The organism is Streptomyces huasconensis (assembly GCF_021028635.1).
Lineage (GTDB): Bacteria > Actinomycetota > Actinomycetes > Streptomycetales > Streptomycetaceae > Streptomyces > Streptomyces huasconensis.
Genome location: NZ_CP086119.1, coordinates 5,073,448 through 5,094,570 on the forward strand (window position 1 = coordinate 5,073,448; position 21,123 = coordinate 5,094,570).

Consider the following 21,123-nt stretch of genomic DNA (forward strand, 5'->3'; position numbering starts at 1 on the left):
TCGCCCGTACCCGTCGGCGCCGCGTCGTGCCGTGTCCGGGGCCATTACTGTGCTCCCATGACCACGTCACCCCACGACACCCCGGGCGCCCACGCCTCGCTCCCCAAGGCGGAGTTCGCCTTCCCCGGGCCGCTGCGCGACCAGCTCGTGGCGGCGATCCTGGACGGCTCCAAGACCTCGACGACGGGCCTCCTCGCGGAGTACGAGCAGGACGGCGCCCCCCTTCCGGCGCCCGGCGAACGCTCGGTCGTCGTCGACTCCGGCGACCGGCCCGTGGCCGTCATCGAGACGACAGAGGTGCGGGTCGTGCCGCTGGCCGACGTGGACCTCGCCCACGCCGTGGACGAGGGCGAGGGATACACGAGCGTCGCCGCGTGGCGCGCGGGGCACGAGAGCTTCTGGCACAGTGCGGAGCTGCGCGCCGCGCTCGGTGACGAGACGTTCACCGTCGACGACGGCACCGAACTCGTCCTGGAGCGCTTCCGCCTCGTCGCCGACCTGCGGGCGGAGTGACCGGCGGTGCCCTTCGCCGAGGCGGCCGACGGCGCCGCGATCCACTACCGGGTGCACGGTACGGGTGAACCGCTGCTGCTGCTCGCCGGGCAGTCCAATGACCACCACTGGTGGGACTGCGTACGGGACGACTTCGCCGCGCGCTTCACCACCGTCGTACTCGACCACCGCGGCACCGGCGAGAGCGACCGCCCGACACCGACACGTACAGCACCCCCGGCTTCGCCCGTGACGCCGTCGCGGTCCTCGACCACGCGGGCATCGACCGCGCCCACGTGTACGGCACCTCCATGGGCGGCCGCATCGCACAGTGGCTCGCCGCCGACCATCCCGACCGCGTCGGCCGTCTCGTCCTCGGCTGTACGTCGCCGGGGGCCCCGCACGGCGTCGAGCGCGGCCCCGAGGTCCGGGCCGCCCTGAGCCAGGCCGATCCGGACGCCGCGCGCCGCGCCCTGCTGGAGCTGATGTACACCCCGGCCTGGCTCGCCGAGCAGGAACGGGCCCACCCGGGACGGGAGTTCCACACCCTCGGCGATCCGACCATGCCCGCCCACGCCCGCCGCCGCCATCTGCGGGCCAGCGCCCGCCACGACGCGTGGGAGGCGCTGCCCCGCATCACGGCGCCGACCCTGGTCGTGCACGGCACGGACGACGTGTTCAACCCGGCCGCCAACGCCCCGCTGCTCGCCGCCCGCATCCCGGACGCCGGGACCTTCCTCGTCCCGGGCGCCCGGCACGCGTACTTCGAGGAGTTCGCGGACGTGGCGACTCCCGCGGTGCTCGCGTTCCTGGCCGGGAGCGCCGTGCCTCAGGCGCCGCTGCCGTAGGGGCGGGTGAGGATCTCCAGCTTGTGCCCGTCGGGGTCGTCCCAGTAGACGCCCCGGCCGCCGTCGTGCGTGTTGATCTCGCCCGCGCGGTGGTGGTACGGGTCGGCCCAGTAGGTCAGTCCCCGCTCCTTGATGCGGCCGAAGATCGCGTCGAACTCGTCCTCGGAGACCAGGAAGGCGTAGTGCTGCGAGGTGATCGGGCCGTCACCGCCGTCGTAGAAGTCGAGGGTGACGCCGTTGGGGATCTCCACGGGGGCGAAGGGGCCGTACTGCGGGCCCACTTCGAGCCCCAGGATGTCGGCGAGGAACTGCGCCGACGCCTTCTTGTCCGTGGCCGCGACGATCGTGTGGTTCAACTCGATGGCCATCGTGTGACCTCCCTGTCTGCCGGAGTCTCGCCGGAATCTTTCCCGAACCCCCGTGGTCCTGCGCTGACAGGAGCCACGCTAGGCCGGGGCACACGGCGCCCGGATCGGTCACGGGTCCCGGTCCCGCCGCGTCCTGCGGACCAGGCCCCGCGACCGAGGCGTTTTCCGGCCACGCGGGGCCGGTCCAGGCCCGAACAGGGCCGCGCGGGGCGCGTTTTCGCGGCGGATCTCGTGGGGGATTTCGCGGCGGATTTCGCGGGCGGCGGAACGTTCCGCGCTGCCCCGCGGCCCGGTTCACTCCTAGGCTGAGGGGGTGAGCAGCCAAGAGCGGCAGATGCCGAACCACGCCCGCGTCATCCCTCTGCGCCCGGCCAAGGAGCCGCTGTGGCGTGACGTCGTCGGGGAGGTCCTGCGCGGTGAGCGCCTCGCGCAGGAGCGCACGCTCAAGGACGTGGCCGACGCCGCCCGCATCTCCATGCCCTACCTCTCCGAGCTGGAGCGCGGCCGCAAGGAGGCCTCGTCCGAGGTCCTCGCGGCCGCGGCCCACGCGCTCGGCCTGAGCCTGACGGACGTGCTGTCGCTGGCGCAGGGACGCCTGGCCGGCCTCCACCCCCGTGTGAGGCCGGCCAGGGCGTCGTACCAGGGGGACGTACGCCTGGCGGCATGAGGCCCGGGCCGGTCAGGGCTCAGGCGGCCGCGGGCACGACCCGCCTGCTGAGCACCTGATCGGCGAGCCCGTACGCGACCGCCTCCTGCGCGGTGAACACCTTGTCGCGGTCCATGTCCGCGCGCAGGGTGGCGATGTCGTGGCGGGTGTGCCGGGACAGCACCTCCTCCACCTGGGAGCGGATGCGCAGCATCTCCTGCGCCTCCAGGGCGAGATCGGACACCGTCCCCTGCCGGCCGCGGCTCGCGGGCTGCCCGAGCAGCACGCGCGCGTGGTCGAGGATGAACCGCCGCCCGGGGTCGCCCCCCGCGAGCAGCACGGCGGCGGTGGAGGCGGCCTGTCCCACGCAGAAGGTGGAGATGGGCGCGGTGATGAAGCTCATGGTGTCGTAGATGGCCATGAGCGAGGTGAAGGAGCCGCCGGGCGAGTTGATGTAGAGGGACACCTCGCGCTCCGGGGCGGACGACTCCAGGTGGAGCAGTTGGGCGATGACGACGTTGGCCACCCCGTCGTCGATCTCCGTGCCGAGGAAGATGATGCGCTCGGAGAGCAGCCGGCTGTAGATGTCGTAGGCGCGCTCGCCCTGCGGGGTGCGCTCGACGACGGTGGGAATCGTGTACTGGCTCATGACGTCCGCCCCTCTCTCAGATCCCGAGCCCGATACGCCGCTTCGACCCGGCGGGCCGCACGTCCTCCAGGGACTCGACGACGTGGTCGACCATTCCGTACTCCTTGGCCTGCTCGGCGGTGAACCACCGGTCGCGGTCGCCGTCGCGCGAGATCGTCTCCTCGCTCTGTCCGGTGTGCTCGGCGGTGATCCGCTCGACGGCCTTCTTGGTGAACGCCAGGTTCTCGGCCTGGATGGCGATGTCGGCGGTGGTGCCGCCGATGCCCGCCGACGGCTGGTGCATCATGATGCGCGCGTTGGGCAGCGCGAACCGCTTGCCGTGCGTGCCCACGCTCAGCAGGAACTGCCCCATGCTGGCGGCGAACCCCATGGCGAGGGTGGAGACGTCGTTCGGGATGAGCCGCATGGTGTCGTAGATGGCCAGCCCCGCGGTGACGGACCCGCCGGGGCTGTTGATGTACAGGCTGATGTCGGTCTTCGGGTCCTCGGCCGACAGCAGCAGCATCTGCGCGCAGACGCGGTTGGCGGACACCTCGTCGACCTGTGTCCCGAGCAACACGATGCGCTGGTTGAGCAATTGGGCGGCGAGATGGTCGTCGAACCGCGACGGGACACTCTCCCCGTCCGCCGCCCGCACTTCCGTCTCCCAGCCACTGCCGAGTACTGACATCGGACCTCCCTCAAGTACCGCGGCTCCAACACCGCGCCGTGCCAGCACTGTTGCCCGCCACGAGCACGGCTGCCCGGTTTATCGGCTGGGGGCAGATTCGCTGAGGGCAGAGGGGGTGGGGGCGGGCCGTTAGGGTCGGGTGCTCGTGGAGTGGATATCGCCGGTGAGTACGTTGCTGGGAGCGGGAATCGGTGTCGGGGCGACGCTGCTGGCCGACCGGATTCGGTGGCGGCGCGAGCGCGAGGACCGCGAGACGGCGGCGCGGAGGCAGCTGTACGCGGAGTACACGGCGGCGCTCTCACGCGTCCGCACGGCGCTCCACGAGTCCGCGCAGGGGACGGACCGCGCCGCCCCCGGCACCGAGGAACACGCCCGCGAGGTGCGCGAGCGGTTCCTGGCGCCCGGGGCCTACGAGATCCGCCACCAGCTGGCGATCACCGCCCCGGCGGACGTCGTGGAGGCGGCCCGGTCCGCGTTCCTCGCGCTGCGGACGACACGGGACCGCGTCCTCGAGGGAGTGACGGCCGACAGCGCGGCCTACGCGGAGCTGGAGGCCGACACCGACGCGGCCATCGCCGAACTGCGCCGCGTGATGCGCCGGGACCTCGGCGTCGAGTGACACGACCGCAAGCCGGCCACGTCGGCGCTCACTTCGCCGCTACCAGCCGTAGACGTACCGATTGGCCGACCGGTCGAACCGCACTTCTACTGGGCGTGGCGGAAGACCGAACTCCGCCTCGGTCCAGGCGAGGACCGCGGCCGCGAGCCCTTCCGGCTGGTAGTCGGTCTCGGGGAACCGGACGCGGTGGACGGTGATCGTGGTGTGCCGTGGGGCGGTGAGAGCCTCGACGGCAGGCGCCGCCAGCGCCACGCCGTGCCGCAGCCACACCACCTCCTCCGGAGTGATCCGGCAGCCGGTGCGGTCGGCGGGCGGGTGACTGAGGACGGGGGAGGCGTCCAGCCACACGCGGTCACTGACCCGCTCGGCGCACCCGGGCGGTGCGGCGCCGAGCGTCGCCTCGGCGGTCAGGTCGACGGCGATGCCCCAGACCCCCTTGATCACGCGGTAGGCCGTCGTCCGCATCCCTTGGCCCGGCTCAGCCACGGGTGCCCCGTGCTCGTGCGTGCAGCTCGCGCACCACGTCCAGGAAGGCGGCGCGCACCTGGTGCCGGCTCCTGCCACGGGTCTTGACGGCGTGGCAGTTCGGGCAGAGGGCGATCATCTGGCTCGGGTGGTCGCGGCCGTCGCCGGTGATCTCCACGACGTGATCCACCTCGAGGATCGGGTCGCCGGAGTCCGTCACGTCGTCCGGCTGTCCGCCGCAGGCCGCGTTCTCGCACCGCCCCGCGCTGCGGAGCAGTACCGCCCGCCGGGCCGTCGACGAACGGATGGGGTCCCGGGAGACGCTCTCGCGCCGCCGGCCGCGCCGCGACGCCTCCCGGCGCTCCACCAGGCCGCACAGCCGTTCGTACTGAGCGGCCAGGGAGACAGGATCGGCAGGCTCCGCCCGGACGGCGGGTACGGGGCTGCTTTCCGGGGCGCGGGGCAGGTCATCGGCCACCGACTCGTCGTAGAGGCCGACCGCACGCAGCAGCGGGATCTCGTCGAGGTCCGCGAAGAAGCGGTCCGTGAGCGTCTGGATGACCTCGACGCGGGCTTGGCCGGAGGTGCGCATGAGGTCGTGGAAGGGCCGCACCGGGCCGCCGGTCGGCTGCTGGGCGGCGAACCAGCGATGGGGTACGGAGGCAGCCCCGTGGGCGGGCGGAACGGGCCCCTCGTGGCCCTGGAGCGTCCACAGCCCGGCGTGGTGGAGCGCGAGCACCGGATAGCCGGGTCGGACGCGCTCGCCCCGGAGGCCGAACTCCTCCAGCAGCCCGCTCAGGGCCGCGCTCGTCTCCTCCCAGGGCAGCATGCGCGGTTCACCCCGCACGGCGCGCCCGATCGCCCACAGGAGGGTGATCGGCTGGTAGAGGAGGGGGCCGGTCCGCGTGTGGGCGACGCGCAGGCGCGCGATGCGGCCGACGAGGTCGTCGGGTGCGGCTTCGGGAGCGACGGCTTCCTGGCACACCACCTGGAAGCCCAACTCGTCCAGCCGCTTCACCGCATGACCGCGGCCACCGGAGAACTCCGAAGCGGCCAGCGGCCGCTGCCCCCGCACATATCCATGGGCGGCGCCGACCACCGCCTTCGAGTCGTAGTACCGCCCGTCGAGCGACAGCAGATAGGTGCGGGACGCCTGGAAGCCGTATCGGTGGAGAAACGCGCTCCGGCCGAGGCGGTCGAACTCCTCGACGGCTCGCAGGACTTCCGGTCTGCCTATGTCACTCAGCGCCATGGCGCCAAGATACGGCGGCCCGGGCGGTCGGTCAGGCGGTCGGTCGGTTCGCGCCGGGGGCGGGCGCGATGCCCGTCGGGCAGGCGCGGCCCCAGTTCGTCTCCGAGGGGGTGTCCAGGAGGGCGCCCGTGCCACCGATGCCGCAGTAGCCGTCGGGGTTCTTGTCCAGGTACTGCTGGTGGTACGGCTCCGCCGGCCAGAAGGGCCTGCCCTCGGCCGGGAGGACCGTCGTCGTGATCGTGCCGTGCCCGGCGGCCGTCAGGACCTGCTGGTAGGCCTCCAGGGACGCCTTCGCGCCGGCCTCCTGCTCGGGAGAGTGCGTGTAGATCGCCGAGCGGTACTGCGTGCCGACGTCGTTGCCCTGGCGGAAGCCCTGCGTGGGGTTGTGGGACTCCCAGAAGAGCTTCAGGAGCGAGGCGTACGAGACGCGCGAGGGGTCGAAGACGAAACGGACCGCCTCCGTGTGGCCGGTCAGGCCCGAGCAGACCTCTTCGTAGGAGGGGTTCTCGGTGTAACCGCCCTGGTAGCCGACGTACGTCGTCCAGACGCCCTCGGTCTGCCAGAACTTGCGCTCCGCGCCCCAGAAGCAGCCCAGTGCGAAGTCCGCGACCTCCAGGCCCTCGGGGTAGGGGCCGAGCAGCGGGTTGCCGAGGACCGTGTGGCGCGCGGGGACCTCGAATTCCGGGGTCGCCCGGCCCTTCAGGGCCTGCTCGGGGGTGGGGAGCTCGGGCGTGCGGCCGAAAATCATGGGGTCTCTCCTCGTGCGGGGCCTGACAAGGGCGTCATCAAGGGAACGTGCGGGCAGGGTCCGGCATTCCGGTCGGCGGCGGCTCAGTGCGGCAGCGTCGCCGGGCTGCCGCCGTTCGCCTCGTACCCCGCGACGGCCAGCGCGCGGTACAGCGCGTAGCTCTCGGCCGGGTCGGGGGTCAGGGTCCAGGGCAGGGCCCCGACGTGGCCGTCCACGTGCACCAGCTGGTTCATGGCCTCCGCCCAGCGCTCGCAGCGCACCAGGAAGAAGACCAGCAGGTGGCGGACGTGCGCCAGCATTGGGTCGTCCGGGCGGGCGGCGTGCACCGCGAAGAGGGCGCCCTCGACGGCCTTGGTGACGACCTCGCTCTCGTAGAACCCGCGGACGAGGTTCACCTCGGGCATGTGTTCGTACACGGCGAAGAGCGGGAGCGCCGCGAGGAGGGAGGCGCGGGGCGCGCGCGCCGCCGCCGCCTCCGCGAAGCCGTACGCCAGGTCGCGCGAGCCGTGCCATTTCTCGCACCAGTAGTGCAGCGCCGCCAGGTGGGCGCCCATGTGCGCGGGCGCGCGGTCCAGGATCTTCAGCCACAGCTGCTCGAACTCCTCGCGGGGGTACGCGAGGCCGCGGGCGATCGACAGCTCGATGATGTACGGAATCGGGTCGCCCGGGGCCAGCAGCGCCGCCTGCGCGCACGCCTCCTTGGCCTCCTCCAGGATGATCCGGAACTCGTCCGTCCCCTGGGCGGCGGTCCGCCACGCCTGCTGCACCAGGAACTCCGCGTGCACCGCCGCGCCGCCCGCGTCCTTGGGCGCCTCGGCCCGCCACACCCGCAGCCACTGCCCGCCGGGGCTGCCGCTCACGCCACCGGGCCGCTGCTGCAGCTCCAGCGAGGCCGCGCCCGCGAAGGCCTGCACGCGCTGCCAGCGCAGCTCGCCATGGGTCTCGGTGCCCGCGAGGAGCTGCGAGGCGGCCCGCCACTCCTGCGTGCGCTGCACGAGGTCGAGCACTTCGAGGAGATCGGCGTCCGCCCCCGGCATGCGGATGTCCAGCTCCTCCTGGCGCAGGAAGCCGTAGTCCGCCGGGTCCGCGGCGTCCGGCGAACCGGGGGCCACCTGCCGGATTCCGCCGCGCCTGCGCAGCAGCACGGGCCCGAGGACCGCACCGATCATGACCACCGCGAACAGGAACCAGAGAATCTCCATGACACAAGCGAACCAGACGGGTCCGACAATTGGCCAACCTGCGGGGACGTACCCGGACCGACCCGGCGCAACGGCCGCCGCGCGCACTACGCTCGCCGCATGAGTGACTCGCACACCACGCCCAGCACGCAGAGCTTCGAGACCGTGGCGATCCACGCCGGGAACACGGCCGACCCGCTCACCGGCGCCGTCGTCCCGCCCATCTACCAGGTCTCGACCTACAAGCAGGACGGCGTCGGCGGCCTGCGCGGCGGCTACGAGTACAGCCGCAGCGCCAACCCGACCCGTACCGCCCTGGAGGAGAACCTCGCCGCCCTGGAAGGCGGCCGCCGCGGCCTCGCCTTCGCGTCCGGCCTCGCCGCCGAGGACTGCCTCCTGCGCGCCCTGCTCGCCCCCGGCGACCACGTGGTCATCCCGAACGACGCGTACGGCGGCACGTTCCGCCTCTTCGCCAAGGTCGTCTCGCGGTGGGGCGTGGAGTGGTCGGTGGCCGACACCTCCGACCCGGACGCGGTCCGCGCCGCCGTGACCGACCGGACGAAGGCGATCTGGGTGGAGACGCCCTCCAACCCGCTGCTCGGCATCACCGACATCGCGTCGGTCGCGCAGATCGCCCGCGAGAGCGGGGCCCGCCTCGTCGTCGACAACACCTTCGCCAGCCCCTACCTCCAGCAGCCGCTCGCCCTCGGCGCCGACATCGTCGTGCACTCCATGACGAAGTACATGGGCGGCCACTCGGACGTCGTCGGCGGCGCGCTCGTCGTCAGCGACGAGGCGCTCGGCGAGGAGCTGGCCTACCACCAGAACGCCATGGGCGCCGTCGCCGGGCCCTTCGACGCCTGGCTGGTGCTGCGCGGCATCAAGACCCTCGCGGTGCGCATGGACCGGCACAGCGAGAACGCCGCCAAGGTCACCGACATGCTGACCCGCCACGCGCGTGTGACGCAGGTCCTCTACCCGGGCCTTCCGGAGCACCCCGGCCACGAGATCGCCGCCAAGCAGATGAAGTCCTTCGGCGGCATGGTCTCCTTCCGCGTCCAGGGCGGCGAGGAGGCGGCCGTCGAGGTCTGCAACCGCGCCAGGCTCTTCACCCTCGGCGAGTCCCTGGGCGGCGTGGAGTCCCTCATCGAGCACCCCGGCCGCATGACGCACGCCTCGGTGGCCGGCTCGGCCCTGGAGGTCCCCGCGGACCTCGTACGCCTCTCCGTGGGCATCGAGGCGGCCGACGACCTGCTCGCCGACCTCCAGCAGGCGCTGGGCTAGACCGCTCGTAAGCAGCCCGTCACCAGCGCGTCAGGGGTGGAGTCGTGTCCGACGGCGGCTCCACCCAGGGCCGGGCGGCGCACGCCCACACCGTGAACGCCACCGCGGCGGCCAGCAGCACCAGCCACAGGAGCCGCCGCAGCGCCCTGCGCCGCCGCAACGACCGCCCGCCCCGCCGCACCGCCTCCTCGTAGAGGTCCGGCGGGACGGCGGCGGGCTGCGCCTCCTCCAGGAGCCGCCGCACGGCGCTCTCCTTGCGCTCGTACTGACTCACGACGGCACCGCCCCGCTCACCGGCCCGACCAGCGCCGGGCCGCGCGGCGGGTGCAGGACCAGCGCCGTCGCGCGGGCGCAGATCGCCCCGACCCGCTCGACGGGCAGCCCGAGGAGCGCCGCCGTCTGCTCCTCGGCGACCCCCTCGTACATCCGGAGCACCACGATCAGCCGCTGCTGCGGACTGAGCCGTGCCAGGACCCCGCCGTGGCCGCGGTGACGGCGCCACGCGCCGTGCGCGAAACGCAGGACGACCTGCCGGCGGGCGCGGTCGTAGGGGTCCTCGCCGCGCAGCCGGTCCCACATCGCGTACGTGTGCGCGAGGGCGGCGGTCAGCAGGGCACGCGCGCGGGGGTTGTCCCGGGGGTGCTCCGCGGTGAGCAGCGTCGCGGCATGCAGGAGCCTGCCTGCCGCGCCCGCGACGAACGCCTCGAACTCCCGGGCACGGCGGGCGTCCTGGAACCCCTGCCGTTCTCGCACCGCGCCTCCCGGTCTCATCTGAGGCCAGGGGCGGGCCCGGGGTCAAGACTCCGGAGTGGCCGGAACCTCACCGCCGGGCGCCGTGTGGGACGTCTGGCGCGCCGAGAGGGCGGAGTTGAAGCGCGTGAGGAGCGTGCAGAAGCTCTCGCGCTCCTCCGGCGCCCAGTCCTGCGTCAGCTCGGCCATCAGCTCGCGGCGCGATGACCGCACCTCGTCGAGCCTGGCCTGGCCGCGCGGCGACAGCTGGAGCACCACGGCACGGCCGTCCTCCGGGTGCGAGGTGCGCTTGACGAGACCGGTGTCGACCAGCGGGGCGACCTGCCGGGTGACCGTCGACGAGTCGATGCCCATGCTCGCGGCGAGCGCCTTGACGCCCATCGGGCCTTCCTTGTCGAGGCGGTTGAGCAGCAGGTACGCGGCGCGGTCCATGGAGTTGCGGACCTGGCCTACGCCGCCGAGACGGGTCTGCTCCGCGCGGCGGGCGAAGACCGCCACCTGGTGCTGCAGGCTGTCGAGGAGGCCGGGATCACTGGCGGTCGTCATGTCCGGAGTTGTGGGCATGGCCGGGGGCTCACTTCATGCGAGGGCGGTGGGTTGGGGGACAGGGTACGCGGCCACGGCGCGGACCGTACCTGCGCTGCGCAAACCTACGCGCATAACAGTCTCGTCCCTTGGTCACCTCGGGAGCGCCCGGGCCCGGGCTGCAAGACTTGGGACATGAACCACCGCACGTCCCGCTCCCTGCCGACGGTCACCCTCGACGACGTCCGCGGCGCGCGGAAGATGCTCTCCGGAGTGGCGCGGATGACGGCGATCGAGGGCAGCAGGCACCTGTCACGGCTGGTCGGCGCCCCCGTGCACCTCAAGTGCGAGAACCTCCAGCGCACCGGCTCGTTCAAGCTGCGCGGGGCGTACGTACGGATCGCGGGCCTGCTGCCGGAGGAGCGCGCCGCCGGCGTCGTCGCCGCCAGCGCGGGCAACCACGCGCAGGGCGTGGCCCTCGCGTCCTCGCTGCTCGGCGTGCGGTCCACGGTGTTCATGCCGGCCGGCGCGCCGCTGCCCAAGGTCGCGGCGACCAGGGAGTACGGCGCCGAGGTGCGGCTCCACGGCCAGGTCGTCGACGAGACGCTGGCCGCCGCGCAGGAGTACGCGCGCGAGACGGGCGCGGTGTTCATCCACCCGTTCGACCACCCCGACATCGTCGCGGGGCAGGGCACGGTCGGCCTGGAGGTCCTGGAGCAGTGCCCCGAGGTGCGCACCCTCGTCGTCGGCGTCGGGGGCGGCGGCCTCCTGGCGGGCATCGCGGTGGCGGTCAAGGCGCTGCGCCCGGACGTGCGCCTGGTCGGCGTGCAGGCGGCGGGGTCGGCGGCCTACCCGCCCTCGCTGGCCGCCGGGCACCCGGTGTCGATCGACAACCCCGCGACCATGGCCGACGGCATCAAGGTCGGACGCCCCGGCGACGTACCGTTTCAGCTGATCGACGATCTGGTCGACGACATCGTAACGGTCTCCGAGGACGAGCTGTCCAGCGCCCTGCTGCTCTGCCTGGAGCGCGCCAAGATGGTCGTCGAACCGGCGGGCGCCAGCCCCGTCGCGGCCCTGCTGAGCAAGCCCGAGGCGTTCGAGGGCCCGGTGGTCGCCCTGCTCTCGGGCGGCAACGTCGACCCGCTCCTGATGCAGCGCATCCTGCGCCACGGCATGGCGGCGGCGGGCCGCTACCTCTCGCTGCGGCTGCGCCTGACGGACCGCCCCGGCGCCCTCGCCACGCTCCTCGGCGAGCTGACCGTGGTCGACGCCAACGTCCTCGACATCAGCCACGTACGCACCGACCCGCGCCTCGGGCTCACGGAGGCGGAGGTGGAGCTGCACCTGGAGACGAAGGGGCCCGAGCACTGCGCCGAGGTGGCCGGGGCGCTGCACGACGCCGGGTACACCGTCATCGGCTGACCCCGGACCCCGCACGCGACGGGCCCCCGGCACCGCAGGGGTGCCGGGGGCCCGTCGTGGCCGCGATGGCGAGAGCCGAAGCGGCGGAAGGGGCTAGCCCTGGTACGGCTTGGCTTCCAGGATCTTGACGGAGGCGAACTTGCCGTTCGGCAGCTCGTACTGCGCGTCCTCGCCGATCCGCTTGCCGTTCACGCCCGTGCCGAGGGGGGACTGGGGGGAGTACGTCTCGATCTCCTCGCTCGCGTACTCGCGGGAGGCGAGCAGGAACGTCAGGGTGTCGTCCTCGTCGCCGTCGAAGGCGATGGTCACGACCATCCCCGGCGCCACCACGCCGTCGGCGGCCGGCGCCTCACCGACCTTGGCGGTCTCCAGGAGCTGGGTCAGCTGGCGGATACGGAGCTCCTGCTTGCCCTGCTCCTCCTTCGCCGCGTGGTACCCGCCGTTCTCGCGCAGGTCCCCCTCCTCGCGTGCTGCCGCGATCTTGGCCGCGATCTCGGTGCGCGCGGGACCAGACAGGTGCTCCAGCTCGGCCCTGAGCTGGTTGTACGCCTCCTGGGTCAGCCAGGTGACGTTCTCGCTGGTCTGGGTCACAGGTGCTCCTCGTAGGTACTGGGAATACAAAGCATCGCCCTACCCAGAAGGATGTTCCCTCACGGGTGGGCGAAACCACGAGCCTAACAATTCAGGTGCGCCAGGGGGAGGACATAAGCCGTCAGATTTACGTCGGCGCAGGTGAGGGCGGTGAAGAGGTGCCGCGGCGCCCGACGTGTCAGTCGGAGTGGCAGCCGAGCAGCTCGACGCTGGTCGCCTGCGACGTCGTACGGAGCGTGACGACCTGGTCGATGCGGTCCTCGCGCTGGTCGAAGCGGAAGTCCGCGCGGCCGACCTCGGCGCCGGACTCGGCCTGCGAGCGCAGGGTGCAGTAGCCCTTGGCGGCGGCGTCCTTGCGCACCTCGAGATGGGCCTTGACGGTGTCGGCCGAGACGACGTCGAACTTGATGACCTCGGCGCTGAGCTTCGTACCGTTGATGTAGTCGTAGCCGAACCAGCCGACGACGCCGAGCAGGGCGACACCGAGCACCGAGCCGACGATCTTCAGCTTGCGGTCGGCGGCCTCGTCGGCCGTGCGGGAGCGGCCGTACCGCCCCTCGGGAAGCCCTTCGGAAACCCCTTCCGAAGGCTTCGAACCCACCGCCGCCATGATCGTCCTCCAGGAACAGGGGATGCCGGAATTTTCCGCCCCCCGGTTCCGTCACTATAGAAGCCGCGTGTTGCGCCGCATCACCGAGGGCGCCCGATTACTTGAGGATCGAGTCTTGACTGAGCAGCTTCGACTGATGGCCGTGCACGCCCACCCCGACGACGAGTCGAGCAAGGGCGCGGCCACCATGGCCAAGTACGTGTCCGAGGGGGTGGACGTACTCGTCGTGACCTGCACGGGCGGGGAGCGCGGCGACATCCTCAACCCGAAGCTCCAGGGTGACACCTACATCCAGGAGCACATCCACGAGGTGCGCAAGAAGGAGATGGACGAGGCCCGCGAGATCCTCGGCGTCAAGCAGGAGTGGCTGGGCTTCGTCGACTCGGGGCTGCCCGAGGGCGACCCGCTGCCGCCGCTGCCCGAGGGCTGCTTCGCCCTGGAGGACGTCGACAAGGCCGCCGGTGAGCTGGTGCGCCAGATCCGTTCCTTCCGTCCGCAGGTCATCACGACGTACGACGAGAACGGCGGCTATCCGCACCCCGACCACATCATGACCCACAAGATCACGATGGTGGCCTTCGAGGGCGCGGCGGACGCCGAGAAGTACCCGGAGAGCGAGTTCGGCCCGGTCTTCCAGCCGCAGAAGCTCTACTACAACCAGGGCTTCAACCGTCCGCGCACCGAGGCGCTGCACCAGGCGATGCTCGACCGCGGCCTGGAGTCGCCGTACGGGGACTGGCTCAAGCGGTGGGACGAGTTCGAGCGGGTCGAGCGCACCCTGACCACGCACGTGCCGTGCGCCGACTTCTTCGAGATCCGCGACAAGGCCCTGATCGCCCACGCCACGCAGATCGATCCCGACGGCGGCTGGTTCCGCGTCCCGATGGAGCTCCAGCGGGAGGTATGGCCCACGGAGGAGTACGAGCTGGCGAAGTCGCTCGTGGATACGTCCCTCCCCGAGGACGACCTCTTTGCGGGCATCCGCGACAATGCCTAGCGTGAACGCACATCTGGCAATGACGCATCTCGTCCCTCTTGCCAAGGAGGTCGACGACGACAAGGTGACCCCCGGCGTCCTCGGGTTCATCGTCTTCGCGGTGATGGCCCTGGCCGTGTGGGGCCTCATGAAGTCGATGAGCCGGCACATGGGCAAGGTCGACTTCAAGGAGCCGGAGACCGACGGCGAGCGGGAGGCCGGGGACGGGCCGGTCGGCGCGGCGACCGGTGAGAACGCGGCTTCGGGAGCGAAGCGCACCGGCACCGGGAAGTAGCCGCCGACCCGCCCCGGCTCGTCCCGTGTGAAACAGGGGCCGGCCGGGGAGAAGAAGCCGCATGAGCGATGTCGTGGACTCCGACGAGTTGTTGCGCAGGATTCGCAGGGCCCGCGACTGGGCCCATCAGGAGGAGACGCGCTACAGGGCGCGGTCGGCCGGCGGGGAGACCGAGGCCCCGGACGGCCCGCCCGGCGCGGACGTCCTCGCCTCCGTGTACGAGGCGGTGCGCAAGGTCCTGGACGAGGTGGTCGACCCGGGGACGAACACCTTCGACTGACTTGGGCCCCGCCCCTGGGTGGAGGCGGTGCGGGCTCGGTGCAGGTCGGCTCCGTCTGCCGTGACGCACGGCGTTCGATGGGTGGCGTCGGCGGTGGAGTTCGGCCGTCGGCGGCTGCGGGCCCGGCCGGAGGGGCGGCGGCGAGATCCGGCTGCGGGGCCTATGGGCCCCCGCTCCCGGGTGAAGGCAGCGCGGAGAGCAGGCGGTAGCGGGCCCGGCGTCGACCGGCTCCGTCTGCCGTGACGCGCCCGCGTCCGGCGGGTGGCGTCGGCGGTGGAGTTCGGGCGTCGGCGGCTGCGGGCCCGGCCGGAGTGACGGCGCCGAAATCCCGGCCGGGGCCCATGGGCCCCGCCCCTGGGTGGAGGCGGTGCAGGCTCGGCGCAGGTCGGCTCCGCCTGCCGTGACGCACCAAGTGTGGCCGTTGGCGGCTGCAGCACGGCCGGAGGAGCGGCGGCGGCGAGATCCTGGCCGACGGCCCACGTGCCCCGCGCCTCACCGCTCCCGCGGCACGTCCACGCCCATCACCTCCCGCGCGTGCCGGTTCGGCACCATGCCGAGGCGCCACGCCTGCCAGCCCGCCTCCAGGTCGGCGCCGCGTTCCAGGAGCAGGCCGTACGCCTCCACGTACTCGGCCAGCTTGCCGTCGCGGGTCGGGTGGGCGGCGCGGGCCAGTTGGCTCAGCTCCTCCTGGGCGACCGCCGTGCCGATCTCCCAGCCGCCCGGCGAGGCGTACGGCAGCAGGGTGCAGCGCAGGAAGCGGGCCCAGTCGCCGCCGCGCCGGTCGCCGTACGAGGCGAAGAGGTCCACGGCCTCGTCGCACAGGGCCAGCGCCTGCTGGGTGCGGTTGTTGCCCGCGTCCACGACCGCCAGCTCCAGACACGTCCAGGCCTCGCCGTGCGCGACGCCGATCCGCTGGAAGTCGGCGCGGGCGTCCACCAGGAGCTGGCGGGCGAAACCGGAGTTGCGCAGCGAGCCGGTCTGGGCGGCGCGCTGGTCGCGGGTGACGCGCGCGGAGTGGTGGCGGGCGCACGCCAGGCCGTACACGTCCCGCATCCGGGAGAACATCGTGCGCGCCCGCTCCAGGTCCCGCACCGCCATGTCGAGGCTGCCGGTCTCCTCCAGGGCCTGGCCGAGGTAGTACAGCGACCAGGCCTCGCCCCGCGCGTCCTCGTTGTCGCGGTGCCGGGAGACCGCCTGGCGCAGGCCGTCGACCGCGGGCGAGGGGTCGCCGTCCACCAGCCGGGCCCGCGCCAGCTGCGTCATCGCCCACGCCTCGCCGCGCTGGTCGCGCGTACGTCCGTACAGGTCGAGGGCGTCGCGCAACGCGGTCTCGGCGCCCGGTACGTCGCCCATGCGCAGCCGGAGCTGGCCCAGCTGGAAGTGCGTCCACGCCTCGCCGTGCACGGAACCGCTGCGGCGGTGCAGGGTCAGCGCCTGGCCGAGCATGCCGAGGGCGTGCGCGAGGTGGGCGCGGTCCCGCTCGACCGCCGCGAGCGCGTGCAGCGTCCAGGCGCGGTCGCCCGCCAGCTCGTCGGCGGCCTGGAGCTCCAGCGCCTCCGTGAGCCGGGCCGCGGCCTCCGTCAGATTGCCCTGGTGGTGCAGCGTGATGCCGAGCGAACCGAGCGCGCGGGCGGCGGCGGCGTCCTGGTGGGCCTCGAAGTAGAGGTCGACCACGGAGTTCAACGTCGTACGCGACTGATCCAGCTCGCCGAGCTGGCGGGCCGCGATGCCGGTGCGCCACTGCACGCTGCGGCCGAGCAGCCCCTGGTCGATGGCCTGCGTCAGTTCGTTGATCTCACCGAGGCGGTAGAGGTCGCCGCGCAGCAGGCAGTAGTCGCACAGGGCGCCCAGCAGATTGAGCACGGCCCGCTGGTCGACGCCCTCCGCGTGCCGCAGGGCCGCCGTGATGAACGTCGACTCGTCGTCCAGCCAGCGCAGCGCCGCGTCGAGGGAGGCGAAGCCGTGCTGCCCGAACTGGTCGGCCCTGGTGGACGTCTTGCCGTCGACCAGGCGGATCACCGTGTCGGCCAGCTCGCCGTAGCTGGCGATGAGCCGCTCCTGCGCGGCGGTGCGCTCGGCGGGCTCCTCCTCGTCCAGGAGGCGGGAGCGCGCGAAGGAGCGTACGAGGTCGTGCAGGCGGTAGCGGCCGCCCCGGAGCCGCTCGACCAGCCCCGCGCGGGAGAGCGCGGTGAGCTGCCTGCCCGCCTCCTGCTCGTCCGTGGCGAGCAGCGCCGCCGCGGCGGCCGGGCCCAGCGAGGCGCGCCCGGCGAGCGCGAGGCGCCGCAGCAGCCGCCGGGCGGTCCCGGGCTGGTCGGTGTAGCGCAGCCACAGGACGCGCTCGACGGGCCCGGCCTTCTCCAGGGGGCCGTACGCGGCGAGATCATGGGCCAGTTGGCGCGGTGAGCGCGGGCCCAGCGAGGAACCGGCGGCGCGCAGCGCGAGCGGCAGGCCGCCGCACCACTCCCGCACCGCGTCGGCCGATGCGGCGTCGTAGGGCCCGGAGAGGTCCTCGGCGGACTCCCGGAGCAGCTCCTCGGCGCCCGCCGCGTCCAGTGCCTCGACGGGGAGGCGGTGCACCCAGGCCGACAGGTCCGCGGGGAGCGCGAGGGGCTCGCGGGCGGTGACGAGGACGAGGCTGTCGGAGCGCTCGGGGATCAGGGCGCGGACCTGCTCGGCGTCGCTGGCGTCGTCGAGGACGATCGTCACCGCGATGCCCGTCAGATACTGGTGGTACAGCTCGCTGAGCCGCTTGACCTGCTGCTCCTTCGAGGACCGCTCCCGGAAGAGCAGCTGCTCGCGCGGTGCGCCCAAGCGGTTCAGGAGGTGCAGCAGGGCGTCCCGCGTGGACAGCGGCGCCTCCTGCGGGGCGTCGCCGCGCAGGTCCACCACGCACGCACCACGGAACTGGTCCCGCAGGTCGAGCGCGGCCCGCACCGCCAGCGACGACCTGCCCGAGCCGGGCGCGCCGTGCAGCATGACCACCGTGGGCCGGGTCTCGGTGCTCGCGCGCGCCGCGTGCACCCACTGGGCGATCCGCGCCAGCTCGACCCTGCGCCCCGCGAACGGCCCGTCGAGTTCGGGCAGTTGGGCGAAGGACTGCTCCAGTACGGAACGCCTGCGCGCCGCCGCGCTCTTGTCCGTGCCGCGCAGCCGCGGCGCCGCCTTCTTCGCGGCCGTGCCGGTCGACGCGGCGAGGACCCGCTGCTGGTCGAGGAAGGGCCGGATGCCCCGCACCTCCAGCGCCGTCAGCCACTGGAGCCGCAGTTGCTCGGGCCCGCCCGGCTGGCTGAGCGCCCCCGCGCGGCGGCTGGCCGCCGGCACGTGGGAGGCCGTCACCTTCGCCACGGTCGCCGCCGCGCCCGCCACGGCCACGACCACGCCGGTGGCCAGGGCCGTGCCGGTGCTCGTGCCGAACGACAGGTCGGACACCCCGGCGGCGACGGCGGCAACCGCGGCTACCAGCAGAGGAGTTCCGGCGCCCTCGCGCGCGTACCGCTGCCCGAAGGTGAGCTGCCCCGCGCCCGCCTCGTCGAGGGCCCGGGTGTACGCCTCGTACTCCTCGGCGGCCGTCCGCGCCATGGCGTCGAGGGACCCGCGCGCCCGCGCGAGCAGCACGCCTCCGTCGACGCGGCCGCCCGACCGCCGCACCTCCTCCTCCACGGCCCGTGCCAACAGCCGCTCGGCCTCGGCCCGATGGCTGTCCCGCATATGGGTTCCCCCTCCGAGAGCGACAGGTGTCTCTGCGGCCACAAGTGTGCGGGGTGGGGGGCGTCGGCGCGAGGGAGCGGGCGGATCAGGTGCGGCCGGGGAGCGGCGTGCGGCGGGTTCGGAGCGTCTTCCCGGCCCGGAGCGCGTCGGCACCCACAGGGTCCACGCGCAGACCCCTGGGCTACGCTCGCGGAGATCCGGCCGAGGGTATGGATCGCGGGGGCTGGAGGTGGCGGACGTCAACGGATCGTATGCGGGGGAAGGGTGCTTGGCGTGTTTCCGGGAGACGCCGGTCGTCCTGGAGCGGCCGTGAGCGACGTGCCCGCGATCGAGGCGCGGGATGCCACGGTCGTCCTGGACGGGACCACACTGCTGGCGCCGACGACGTTCGCGGTGCTGCCGGGCGAGTTCCGGTGTCTCACCGGCGGCAACGGCTCAGGGAAGACGACCCTGCTGCGGGCCTTCCTGGGGAGCCGGAGGCTGACGGGCGGCGCCGTGCGCGTGCGGGGCGAGGCCATCGACCTGGCCCGGCCCCGGCACCGGCGCCTCATCGCCTCGCTCGTCGAACCGGTGCCCGTCGCACGCGATATGACGCTGCGTGAGCAGGTGGCCCTGGTCGCCGCCTCCTGGCACGGCAACACCACGGCGACCGCGGAGCGCGCCGCCGAGGTCATCGGGCGACTGGGCCTGACCGCGCTCGGCGAACGGTTCCCCGCGCAGCTCTCCTCCGGCCAGTTGCAGCTCTTCAGCCTCGCGCTGACCCTGGTCCGCCCGGCCGACGTCGTCCTGCTCGACGAGCCCGAGAGGCATCTCGACGCCGACCGCGTCGGCCTCGTCGCCACCCTGCTCGCCGAACGCGCGCGGCAGGGCACGTCGTTGCTGGTCGCCACCCATGAGACCGCCCTGGTGGACGCCTGCGACGGCGTCACGGAGCTGGGATGACGACGGACAGCGTCACGGCGGCGCAGGAGGCGGACCCCAGAGCCCGCGTCCACGCCGTGCGGCACCGGTACGCCCGCCGCGGCGGCCGCGCCACCGTGCACGACTGGGCGTACACCGGCTACCTCACCGCCATCCTCGTCCTCGTCTACGTGGCGCCGGTCGTCCACCTGGTGCGCACCTCGCGGGCGCTCGTCCCGCTGGACTCCTCCCGGGCCGCCGCACCCGTGGCGGGCCTCGCCGCGGCCGTGGTGGTGTGGGGCGCCCAGCTCGCCGGCCGGTTCTGGGGACCGCTGGTGCTCAAGCCGTTCCTGCTGCACGTGTTCAGCTCCACCGACCTCTCCCCGACGCACTACCTCGGCCCCATCGCCCGCCGCCGCCTGGCGTACGCGGGACTGGGCTCGCTGTCGGCGGTGTGCACGGCGGCGTTCCTCGTGACCGACCTGTTCGACCGCCCGGGGGCCACACTTCTGCCGCAGGGCGTGGCCGTCGCGGTGGGCATCGCCGCCGTCGCCCCCGTGGCGTGGCTGTGGGGGGCAGATCCGGACGGTGCGCGACAACGTCCTGCTCGCCGCCGCCGTGGCCGCCGCGGCCGCGGCCCTCGCGCTGCTCGGCCGCTCCGCCCTCCTGGGCGGGGGCGGCCTGTGGCCCGTCGCCGGTGTCGCGGCGGCCACGGCGGCCGTGCTCGGCCGGGCCGCGTTCCGGTCCCTCCGCACGGTCGACCTCGCCCGGCTCGCCCGCGAATCGGCGCGGGCCGCCGAGGCCCAGACCTTCGCGTGGACCGGCACGCTCCACCACGCGCTCGACCTGTACCGCCCGCAGCCGCGCGGCCTCACCTCAGCCCTGGTGCGCCCGGACGGGCGGCTGCGCGGCCACCTCGCGCAGGGGGCGGTCCGCGCGCTCCGTACCCCGGGCCGGGCGCTCGCGGCCGCGGGATTCCTGCTGACCGGCGGCGCCCTGCTGGCGCTCGGCGTCGCGGAGCCGGGCACGGGGGCGGCCACGCCGTCCTGGGTGGCCGGCTCGCTCGCCGTGTACTGGGGGTCCGGGTGGGTCGGCGAGACCTGGCGCGCACTGCGCGACGAGCTGACGCGGGCTCCGCTCCATGGGGAGCGGTGGGGCGGGACCCTTGCCCGCACCCTGGCCTGGCCGGTCGTCGCGGTGACGGCCACGGCGGGCCTCGCGGGCGGTGTCGCGGCCGTGACCCGGTGGCCGCCGCGGGCCGACGCGCTGCTGCTCGCCGCCGGGTCGGTGGTGCTCGTGCTCGGCGCCAGGTTCCTGCGCGAGATGAAGACGGACCTGCCGATCGCACTGCTGCTGCCCGTCATCACCCCCCTGGGCGACCTCTCCGGGCTCCGCGTCTTCCTCTGGCAGTTCGACGGACTCGTCGTCGTACTGATCGGCGTCCTCGGCATGGCGCACATGCCGTCCGCGCCCGGCGCGGCCCTGCTCGCGCTGGGCGTCACCGCCTGGTGCCTGTGGGCGGGCCTGCGCCGCACCGGGTGGACTCCCCGCGCCCTGCTGACCCGCCTCGGCCGCGTGTAGCACCGCCTGGCACCCGGTGGCCCTCGGTGGCAACCCGGCGCGGCCGGGTTCCCGCGCGAGGCCGCCGCGCAGGGCAGGATGGAGGTATGCCGAACCGACTGGCCCATGAGACGTCCCCCTACCTCCTCCAGCACGCCGACAACCCCGTCGACTGGTGGCCCTGGTCGGCCGAAGCCTTCGCCGAGGCACGCGAACGCGGGGTGCCGGTGCTGCTCAGCGTCGGGTACAGCAGCTGTCACTGGTGCCAGTGAACTCGCGAA

24 protein-coding genes and 2 pseudogenes are annotated in these 21,123 nt (G+C 73.4%); 12 read left to right on the plus strand and 14 right to left on the minus strand.

The genetic code is table 11. The features are described 5' to 3' along the window. Nucleotides 1-57: 57 nt before the first annotated feature. On the plus strand, nucleotides 58-513 hold the full coding sequence (locus tag J2N69_RS23265) for an ASCH domain-containing protein (protein WP_230902467.1): 456 nt from the start codon (nucleotides 58-60) through the stop codon (nucleotides 511-513). A gap of 6 nt (nucleotides 514-519) precedes the next feature. Next, a pseudogene (locus J2N69_RS23270) lies at nucleotides 520-1,340 on the plus strand (alpha/beta fold hydrolase). Here the strand turns inward: J2N69_RS23270 and J2N69_RS23275 are convergent. After that, complete coding sequence (locus J2N69_RS23275; RefSeq protein ID WP_230902468.1) at nucleotides 1,322-1,708, minus strand: VOC family protein; 387 nt, start codon at nucleotides 1,706-1,708, stop codon at nucleotides 1,322-1,324. The pseudogene J2N69_RS23270 and the gene J2N69_RS23275 overlap by 19 nt on opposite strands. Nucleotides 1,709-2,042: 334 nt before the next feature. On the opposite strand from J2N69_RS23275, the gene J2N69_RS23280 reads away from it, so the two are divergent. Further along, on the plus strand, nucleotides 2,043-2,375 hold the full coding sequence (locus tag J2N69_RS23280) for a helix-turn-helix domain-containing protein (protein WP_230904838.1): 333 nt from the start codon (nucleotides 2,043-2,045) through the stop codon (nucleotides 2,373-2,375). A gap of 19 nt (nucleotides 2,376-2,394) precedes the next feature. Here the strand turns inward: J2N69_RS23280 and J2N69_RS23285 are convergent, their stop codons facing one another. Then, on the minus strand, nucleotides 2,395-3,003 hold the full coding sequence (locus tag J2N69_RS23285) for a ClpP family protease (protein ID WP_127912881.1): 609 nt from the start codon (nucleotides 3,001-3,003) through the stop codon (nucleotides 2,395-2,397). 16 nt (nucleotides 3,004-3,019) lie between these two features. Beyond that, nucleotides 3,020-3,673, minus strand: coding sequence for an ATP-dependent Clp protease proteolytic subunit (locus J2N69_RS23290; protein WP_230902469.1), 654 nt, complete (start codon nucleotides 3,671-3,673; stop codon nucleotides 3,020-3,022). A gap of 163 nt (nucleotides 3,674-3,836) precedes the next feature. Here J2N69_RS23290 and J2N69_RS23295 point away from each other — a divergent pair, with 163 nt between their 5' ends. Next, entirely contained in the window at nucleotides 3,837-4,292 is a 456-nt protein-coding gene (locus J2N69_RS23295; RefSeq protein ID WP_230902470.1) for a hypothetical protein, read from the plus strand. A 39-nt stretch (nucleotides 4,293-4,331) separates the two neighbouring features. Here the strand turns inward: J2N69_RS23295 and J2N69_RS23300 are convergent, their stop codons facing one another. The 4 genes from J2N69_RS23300 to J2N69_RS23315 all read right to left on the minus strand — a co-directional run bounded on the left by J2N69_RS23300 (nucleotide 4,332) and on the right by J2N69_RS23315 (nucleotide 7,959). Beyond that, a complete protein-coding gene (locus tag J2N69_RS23300) occupies nucleotides 4,332-4,778 on the minus strand; it encodes a hypothetical protein (RefSeq protein WP_230902471.1) in 447 nt (148 codons plus the stop codon). Further along, nucleotides 4,771-6,009, minus strand: coding sequence for an HNH endonuclease signature motif containing protein (locus tag J2N69_RS23305; protein WP_230902472.1), 1,239 nt, complete (start codon nucleotides 6,007-6,009; stop codon nucleotides 4,771-4,773). Before J2N69_RS23305 ends, J2N69_RS23300 begins: the two co-directional genes overlap by 8 nt. A 31-nt stretch (nucleotides 6,010-6,040) precedes the next feature. Further along, nucleotides 6,041-6,757, minus strand: coding sequence for a peptide-methionine (S)-S-oxide reductase MsrA (msrA, locus tag J2N69_RS23310; RefSeq protein WP_230902473.1), 717 nt, complete (start codon nucleotides 6,755-6,757; stop codon nucleotides 6,041-6,043). An 83-nt stretch (nucleotides 6,758-6,840) separates the two neighbouring features. Further along, a complete protein-coding gene (locus J2N69_RS23315) occupies nucleotides 6,841-7,959 on the minus strand; it encodes a hypothetical protein (RefSeq protein WP_127912876.1) in 1,119 nt (372 codons plus the stop codon). Between the two features lie 99 nt (nucleotides 7,960-8,058). Between J2N69_RS23315 and J2N69_RS23320 the strand changes: the two genes are divergently transcribed. Continuing rightward, on the plus strand, nucleotides 8,059-9,222 hold the full coding sequence (locus J2N69_RS23320; RefSeq protein ID WP_230902474.1) for a cystathionine gamma-synthase: 1,164 nt from the start codon (nucleotides 8,059-8,061) through the stop codon (nucleotides 9,220-9,222). Between the two features lie 19 nt (nucleotides 9,223-9,241). Here J2N69_RS23320 and J2N69_RS23325 read toward each other — a convergent pair whose 3' ends face one another. The 3 genes from J2N69_RS23325 to J2N69_RS23335 are packed head-to-tail and all read right to left on the minus strand — an operon-like array spanning nucleotide 9,242 to nucleotide 10,536. Beyond that, on the minus strand, nucleotides 9,242-9,496 hold the full coding sequence (locus tag J2N69_RS23325) for a hypothetical protein (protein ID WP_230902475.1): 255 nt from the start codon (nucleotides 9,494-9,496) through the stop codon (nucleotides 9,242-9,244). After that, entirely contained in the window at nucleotides 9,493-9,975 is a 483-nt protein-coding gene (locus tag J2N69_RS23330) for a sigma factor-like helix-turn-helix DNA-binding protein (protein WP_230902476.1), read from the minus strand. Before J2N69_RS23330 ends, J2N69_RS23325 begins: the two co-directional genes overlap by 4 nt. A 42-nt stretch (nucleotides 9,976-10,017) precedes the next feature. Continuing rightward, on the minus strand, nucleotides 10,018-10,536 hold the full coding sequence (locus tag J2N69_RS23335; RefSeq protein ID WP_230902477.1) for a MarR family winged helix-turn-helix transcriptional regulator: 519 nt from the start codon (nucleotides 10,534-10,536) through the stop codon (nucleotides 10,018-10,020). A 156-nt stretch (nucleotides 10,537-10,692) separates the two neighbouring features. On the opposite strand from J2N69_RS23335, the gene ilvA reads away from it, so the two are divergent. Then, nucleotides 10,693-11,922, plus strand: a complete 1,230-nt coding sequence (gene ilvA / locus J2N69_RS23340; protein ID WP_230902478.1) for a threonine ammonia-lyase — start codon at nucleotides 10,693-10,695, stop codon at nucleotides 11,920-11,922. 93 nt (nucleotides 11,923-12,015) lie between these two features. Here ilvA and greA read toward each other — a convergent pair whose 3' ends face one another. Both greA and J2N69_RS23350 read right to left on the minus strand, forming a co-directional pair. Beyond that, a complete protein-coding gene (gene greA, locus J2N69_RS23345) occupies nucleotides 12,016-12,513 on the minus strand; it encodes a transcription elongation factor GreA (RefSeq protein ID WP_230902479.1) in 498 nt (165 codons plus the stop codon). Nucleotides 12,514-12,691: 178 nt separating this feature from the next. Then, nucleotides 12,692-13,123, minus strand: coding sequence for a DUF4307 domain-containing protein (locus J2N69_RS23350; protein WP_230902480.1), 432 nt, complete (start codon nucleotides 13,121-13,123; stop codon nucleotides 12,692-12,694). Nucleotides 13,124-13,238: 115 nt separating this feature from the next. Between J2N69_RS23350 and mca the strand changes: the two genes are divergently transcribed. The 3 genes from mca (at nucleotide 13,239) to J2N69_RS23365 (ending at nucleotide 14,674) form a co-directional block, all read left to right on the plus strand. Then, nucleotides 13,239-14,120, plus strand: a complete 882-nt coding sequence (gene mca, locus J2N69_RS23355; RefSeq protein ID WP_127910893.1) for a mycothiol conjugate amidase Mca — start codon at nucleotides 13,239-13,241, stop codon at nucleotides 14,118-14,120. Continuing rightward, nucleotides 14,113-14,394, plus strand: coding sequence for a hypothetical protein (locus tag J2N69_RS23360; protein WP_230902481.1), 282 nt, complete (start codon nucleotides 14,113-14,115; stop codon nucleotides 14,392-14,394). Before mca ends, J2N69_RS23360 begins: the two co-directional genes overlap by 8 nt. Nucleotides 14,395-14,455: 61 nt before the next feature. Then, nucleotides 14,456-14,674, plus strand: coding sequence for a hypothetical protein (locus J2N69_RS23365; protein WP_230902482.1), 219 nt, complete (start codon nucleotides 14,456-14,458; stop codon nucleotides 14,672-14,674). Nucleotides 14,675-15,166: 492 nt separating this feature from the next. Here the strand turns inward: J2N69_RS23365 and J2N69_RS23370 are convergent, their stop codons facing one another. Next, nucleotides 15,167-18,382 (minus strand): tetratricopeptide repeat protein, encoded by a 3,216-nt coding sequence (locus tag J2N69_RS23370; protein ID WP_230902483.1) that lies wholly within the window; start codon nucleotides 18,380-18,382, stop codon nucleotides 15,167-15,169. A 309-nt stretch (nucleotides 18,383-18,691) separates the two neighbouring features. Between J2N69_RS23370 and J2N69_RS23375 the strand changes: the two genes are divergently transcribed. After that, entirely contained in the window at nucleotides 18,692-19,324 is a 633-nt protein-coding gene (locus tag J2N69_RS23375; protein WP_230902484.1) for an ABC transporter ATP-binding protein, read from the plus strand. 145 nt (nucleotides 19,325-19,469) lie between these two features. On the opposite strand, the gene J2N69_RS23380 is transcribed toward J2N69_RS23375, so the two are convergent. Further along, complete coding sequence (locus tag J2N69_RS23380; protein ID WP_230902485.1) at nucleotides 19,470-19,625, minus strand: hypothetical protein; 156 nt, start codon at nucleotides 19,623-19,625, stop codon at nucleotides 19,470-19,472. Nucleotides 19,626-19,870: 245 nt separating this feature from the next. On the opposite strand from J2N69_RS23380, the gene J2N69_RS23385 reads away from it, so the two are divergent. Both J2N69_RS23385 and J2N69_RS23390 read left to right on the plus strand, forming a co-directional pair. Beyond that, nucleotides 19,871-20,863: a hypothetical protein gene (locus J2N69_RS23385; protein ID WP_230902486.1), complete on the plus strand. Its 993-nt coding sequence runs from the start codon at nucleotides 19,871-19,873 to the stop codon at nucleotides 20,861-20,863. Between the two features lie 86 nt (nucleotides 20,864-20,949). Then, nucleotides 20,950-21,108 (plus strand): annotated as a pseudogene (locus J2N69_RS23390) (DUF255 domain-containing protein); the annotation flags it as partial. Between the last annotated feature and the right edge of the window lie 15 nt (nucleotides 21,109-21,123).

Bases quoted from the DNA above. Each gene is read 5' to 3' on its own strand.
- J2N69_RS23265 (WP_230902467.1), top strand. From the start codon at position 58: ATGACCACGTCACCCCACGACACCCCGGGCGCCCACGCCTCGCTCCCC.
- J2N69_RS23275 (WP_230902468.1), bottom strand. From the start codon at position 1,708: ATGGCCATCGAGTTGAACCACACGATCGTCGCGGCCACGGACAAGAAG.
- J2N69_RS23280 (WP_230904838.1), top strand. From the start codon at position 2,043: ATGCCGAACCACGCCCGCGTCATCCCTCTGCGCCCGGCCAAGGAGCCG.
- J2N69_RS23285 (WP_127912881.1), bottom strand. From the start codon at position 3,003: ATGAGCCAGTACACGATTCCCACCGTCGTCGAGCGCACCCCGCAGGGC.
- J2N69_RS23290 (WP_230902469.1), bottom strand. From the start codon at position 3,673: ATGTCAGTACTCGGCAGTGGCTGGGAGACGGAAGTGCGGGCGGCGGAC.
- J2N69_RS23305 (WP_230902472.1), bottom strand. From the start codon at position 6,009: ATGGCGCTGAGTGACATAGGCAGACCGGAAGTCCTGCGAGCCGTCGAG.
- msrA (WP_230902473.1), bottom strand. From the start codon at position 6,757: ATGATTTTCGGCCGCACGCCCGAGCTCCCCACCCCCGAGCAGGCCCTG.
- J2N69_RS23315 (WP_127912876.1), bottom strand. From the start codon at position 7,959: ATGGAGATTCTCTGGTTCCTGTTCGCGGTGGTCATGATCGGTGCGGTC.
- J2N69_RS23320 (WP_230902474.1), top strand. From the start codon at position 8,059: ATGAGTGACTCGCACACCACGCCCAGCACGCAGAGCTTCGAGACCGTG.
- J2N69_RS23335 (WP_230902477.1), bottom strand. From the start codon at position 10,536: ATGCCCACAACTCCGGACATGACGACCGCCAGTGATCCCGGCCTCCTC.
- ilvA (WP_230902478.1), top strand. From the start codon at position 10,693: ATGAACCACCGCACGTCCCGCTCCCTGCCGACGGTCACCCTCGACGAC.
- J2N69_RS23350 (WP_230902480.1), bottom strand. From the start codon at position 13,123: ATGGCGGCGGTGGGTTCGAAGCCTTCGGAAGGGGTTTCCGAAGGGCTT.
- J2N69_RS23360 (WP_230902481.1), top strand. From the start codon at position 14,113: ATGCCTAGCGTGAACGCACATCTGGCAATGACGCATCTCGTCCCTCTT.
- J2N69_RS23365 (WP_230902482.1), top strand. From the start codon at position 14,456: ATGAGCGATGTCGTGGACTCCGACGAGTTGTTGCGCAGGATTCGCAGG.
- J2N69_RS23370 (WP_230902483.1), bottom strand. From the start codon at position 18,382: ATGCGGGACAGCCATCGGGCCGAGGCCGAGCGGCTGTTGGCACGGGCC.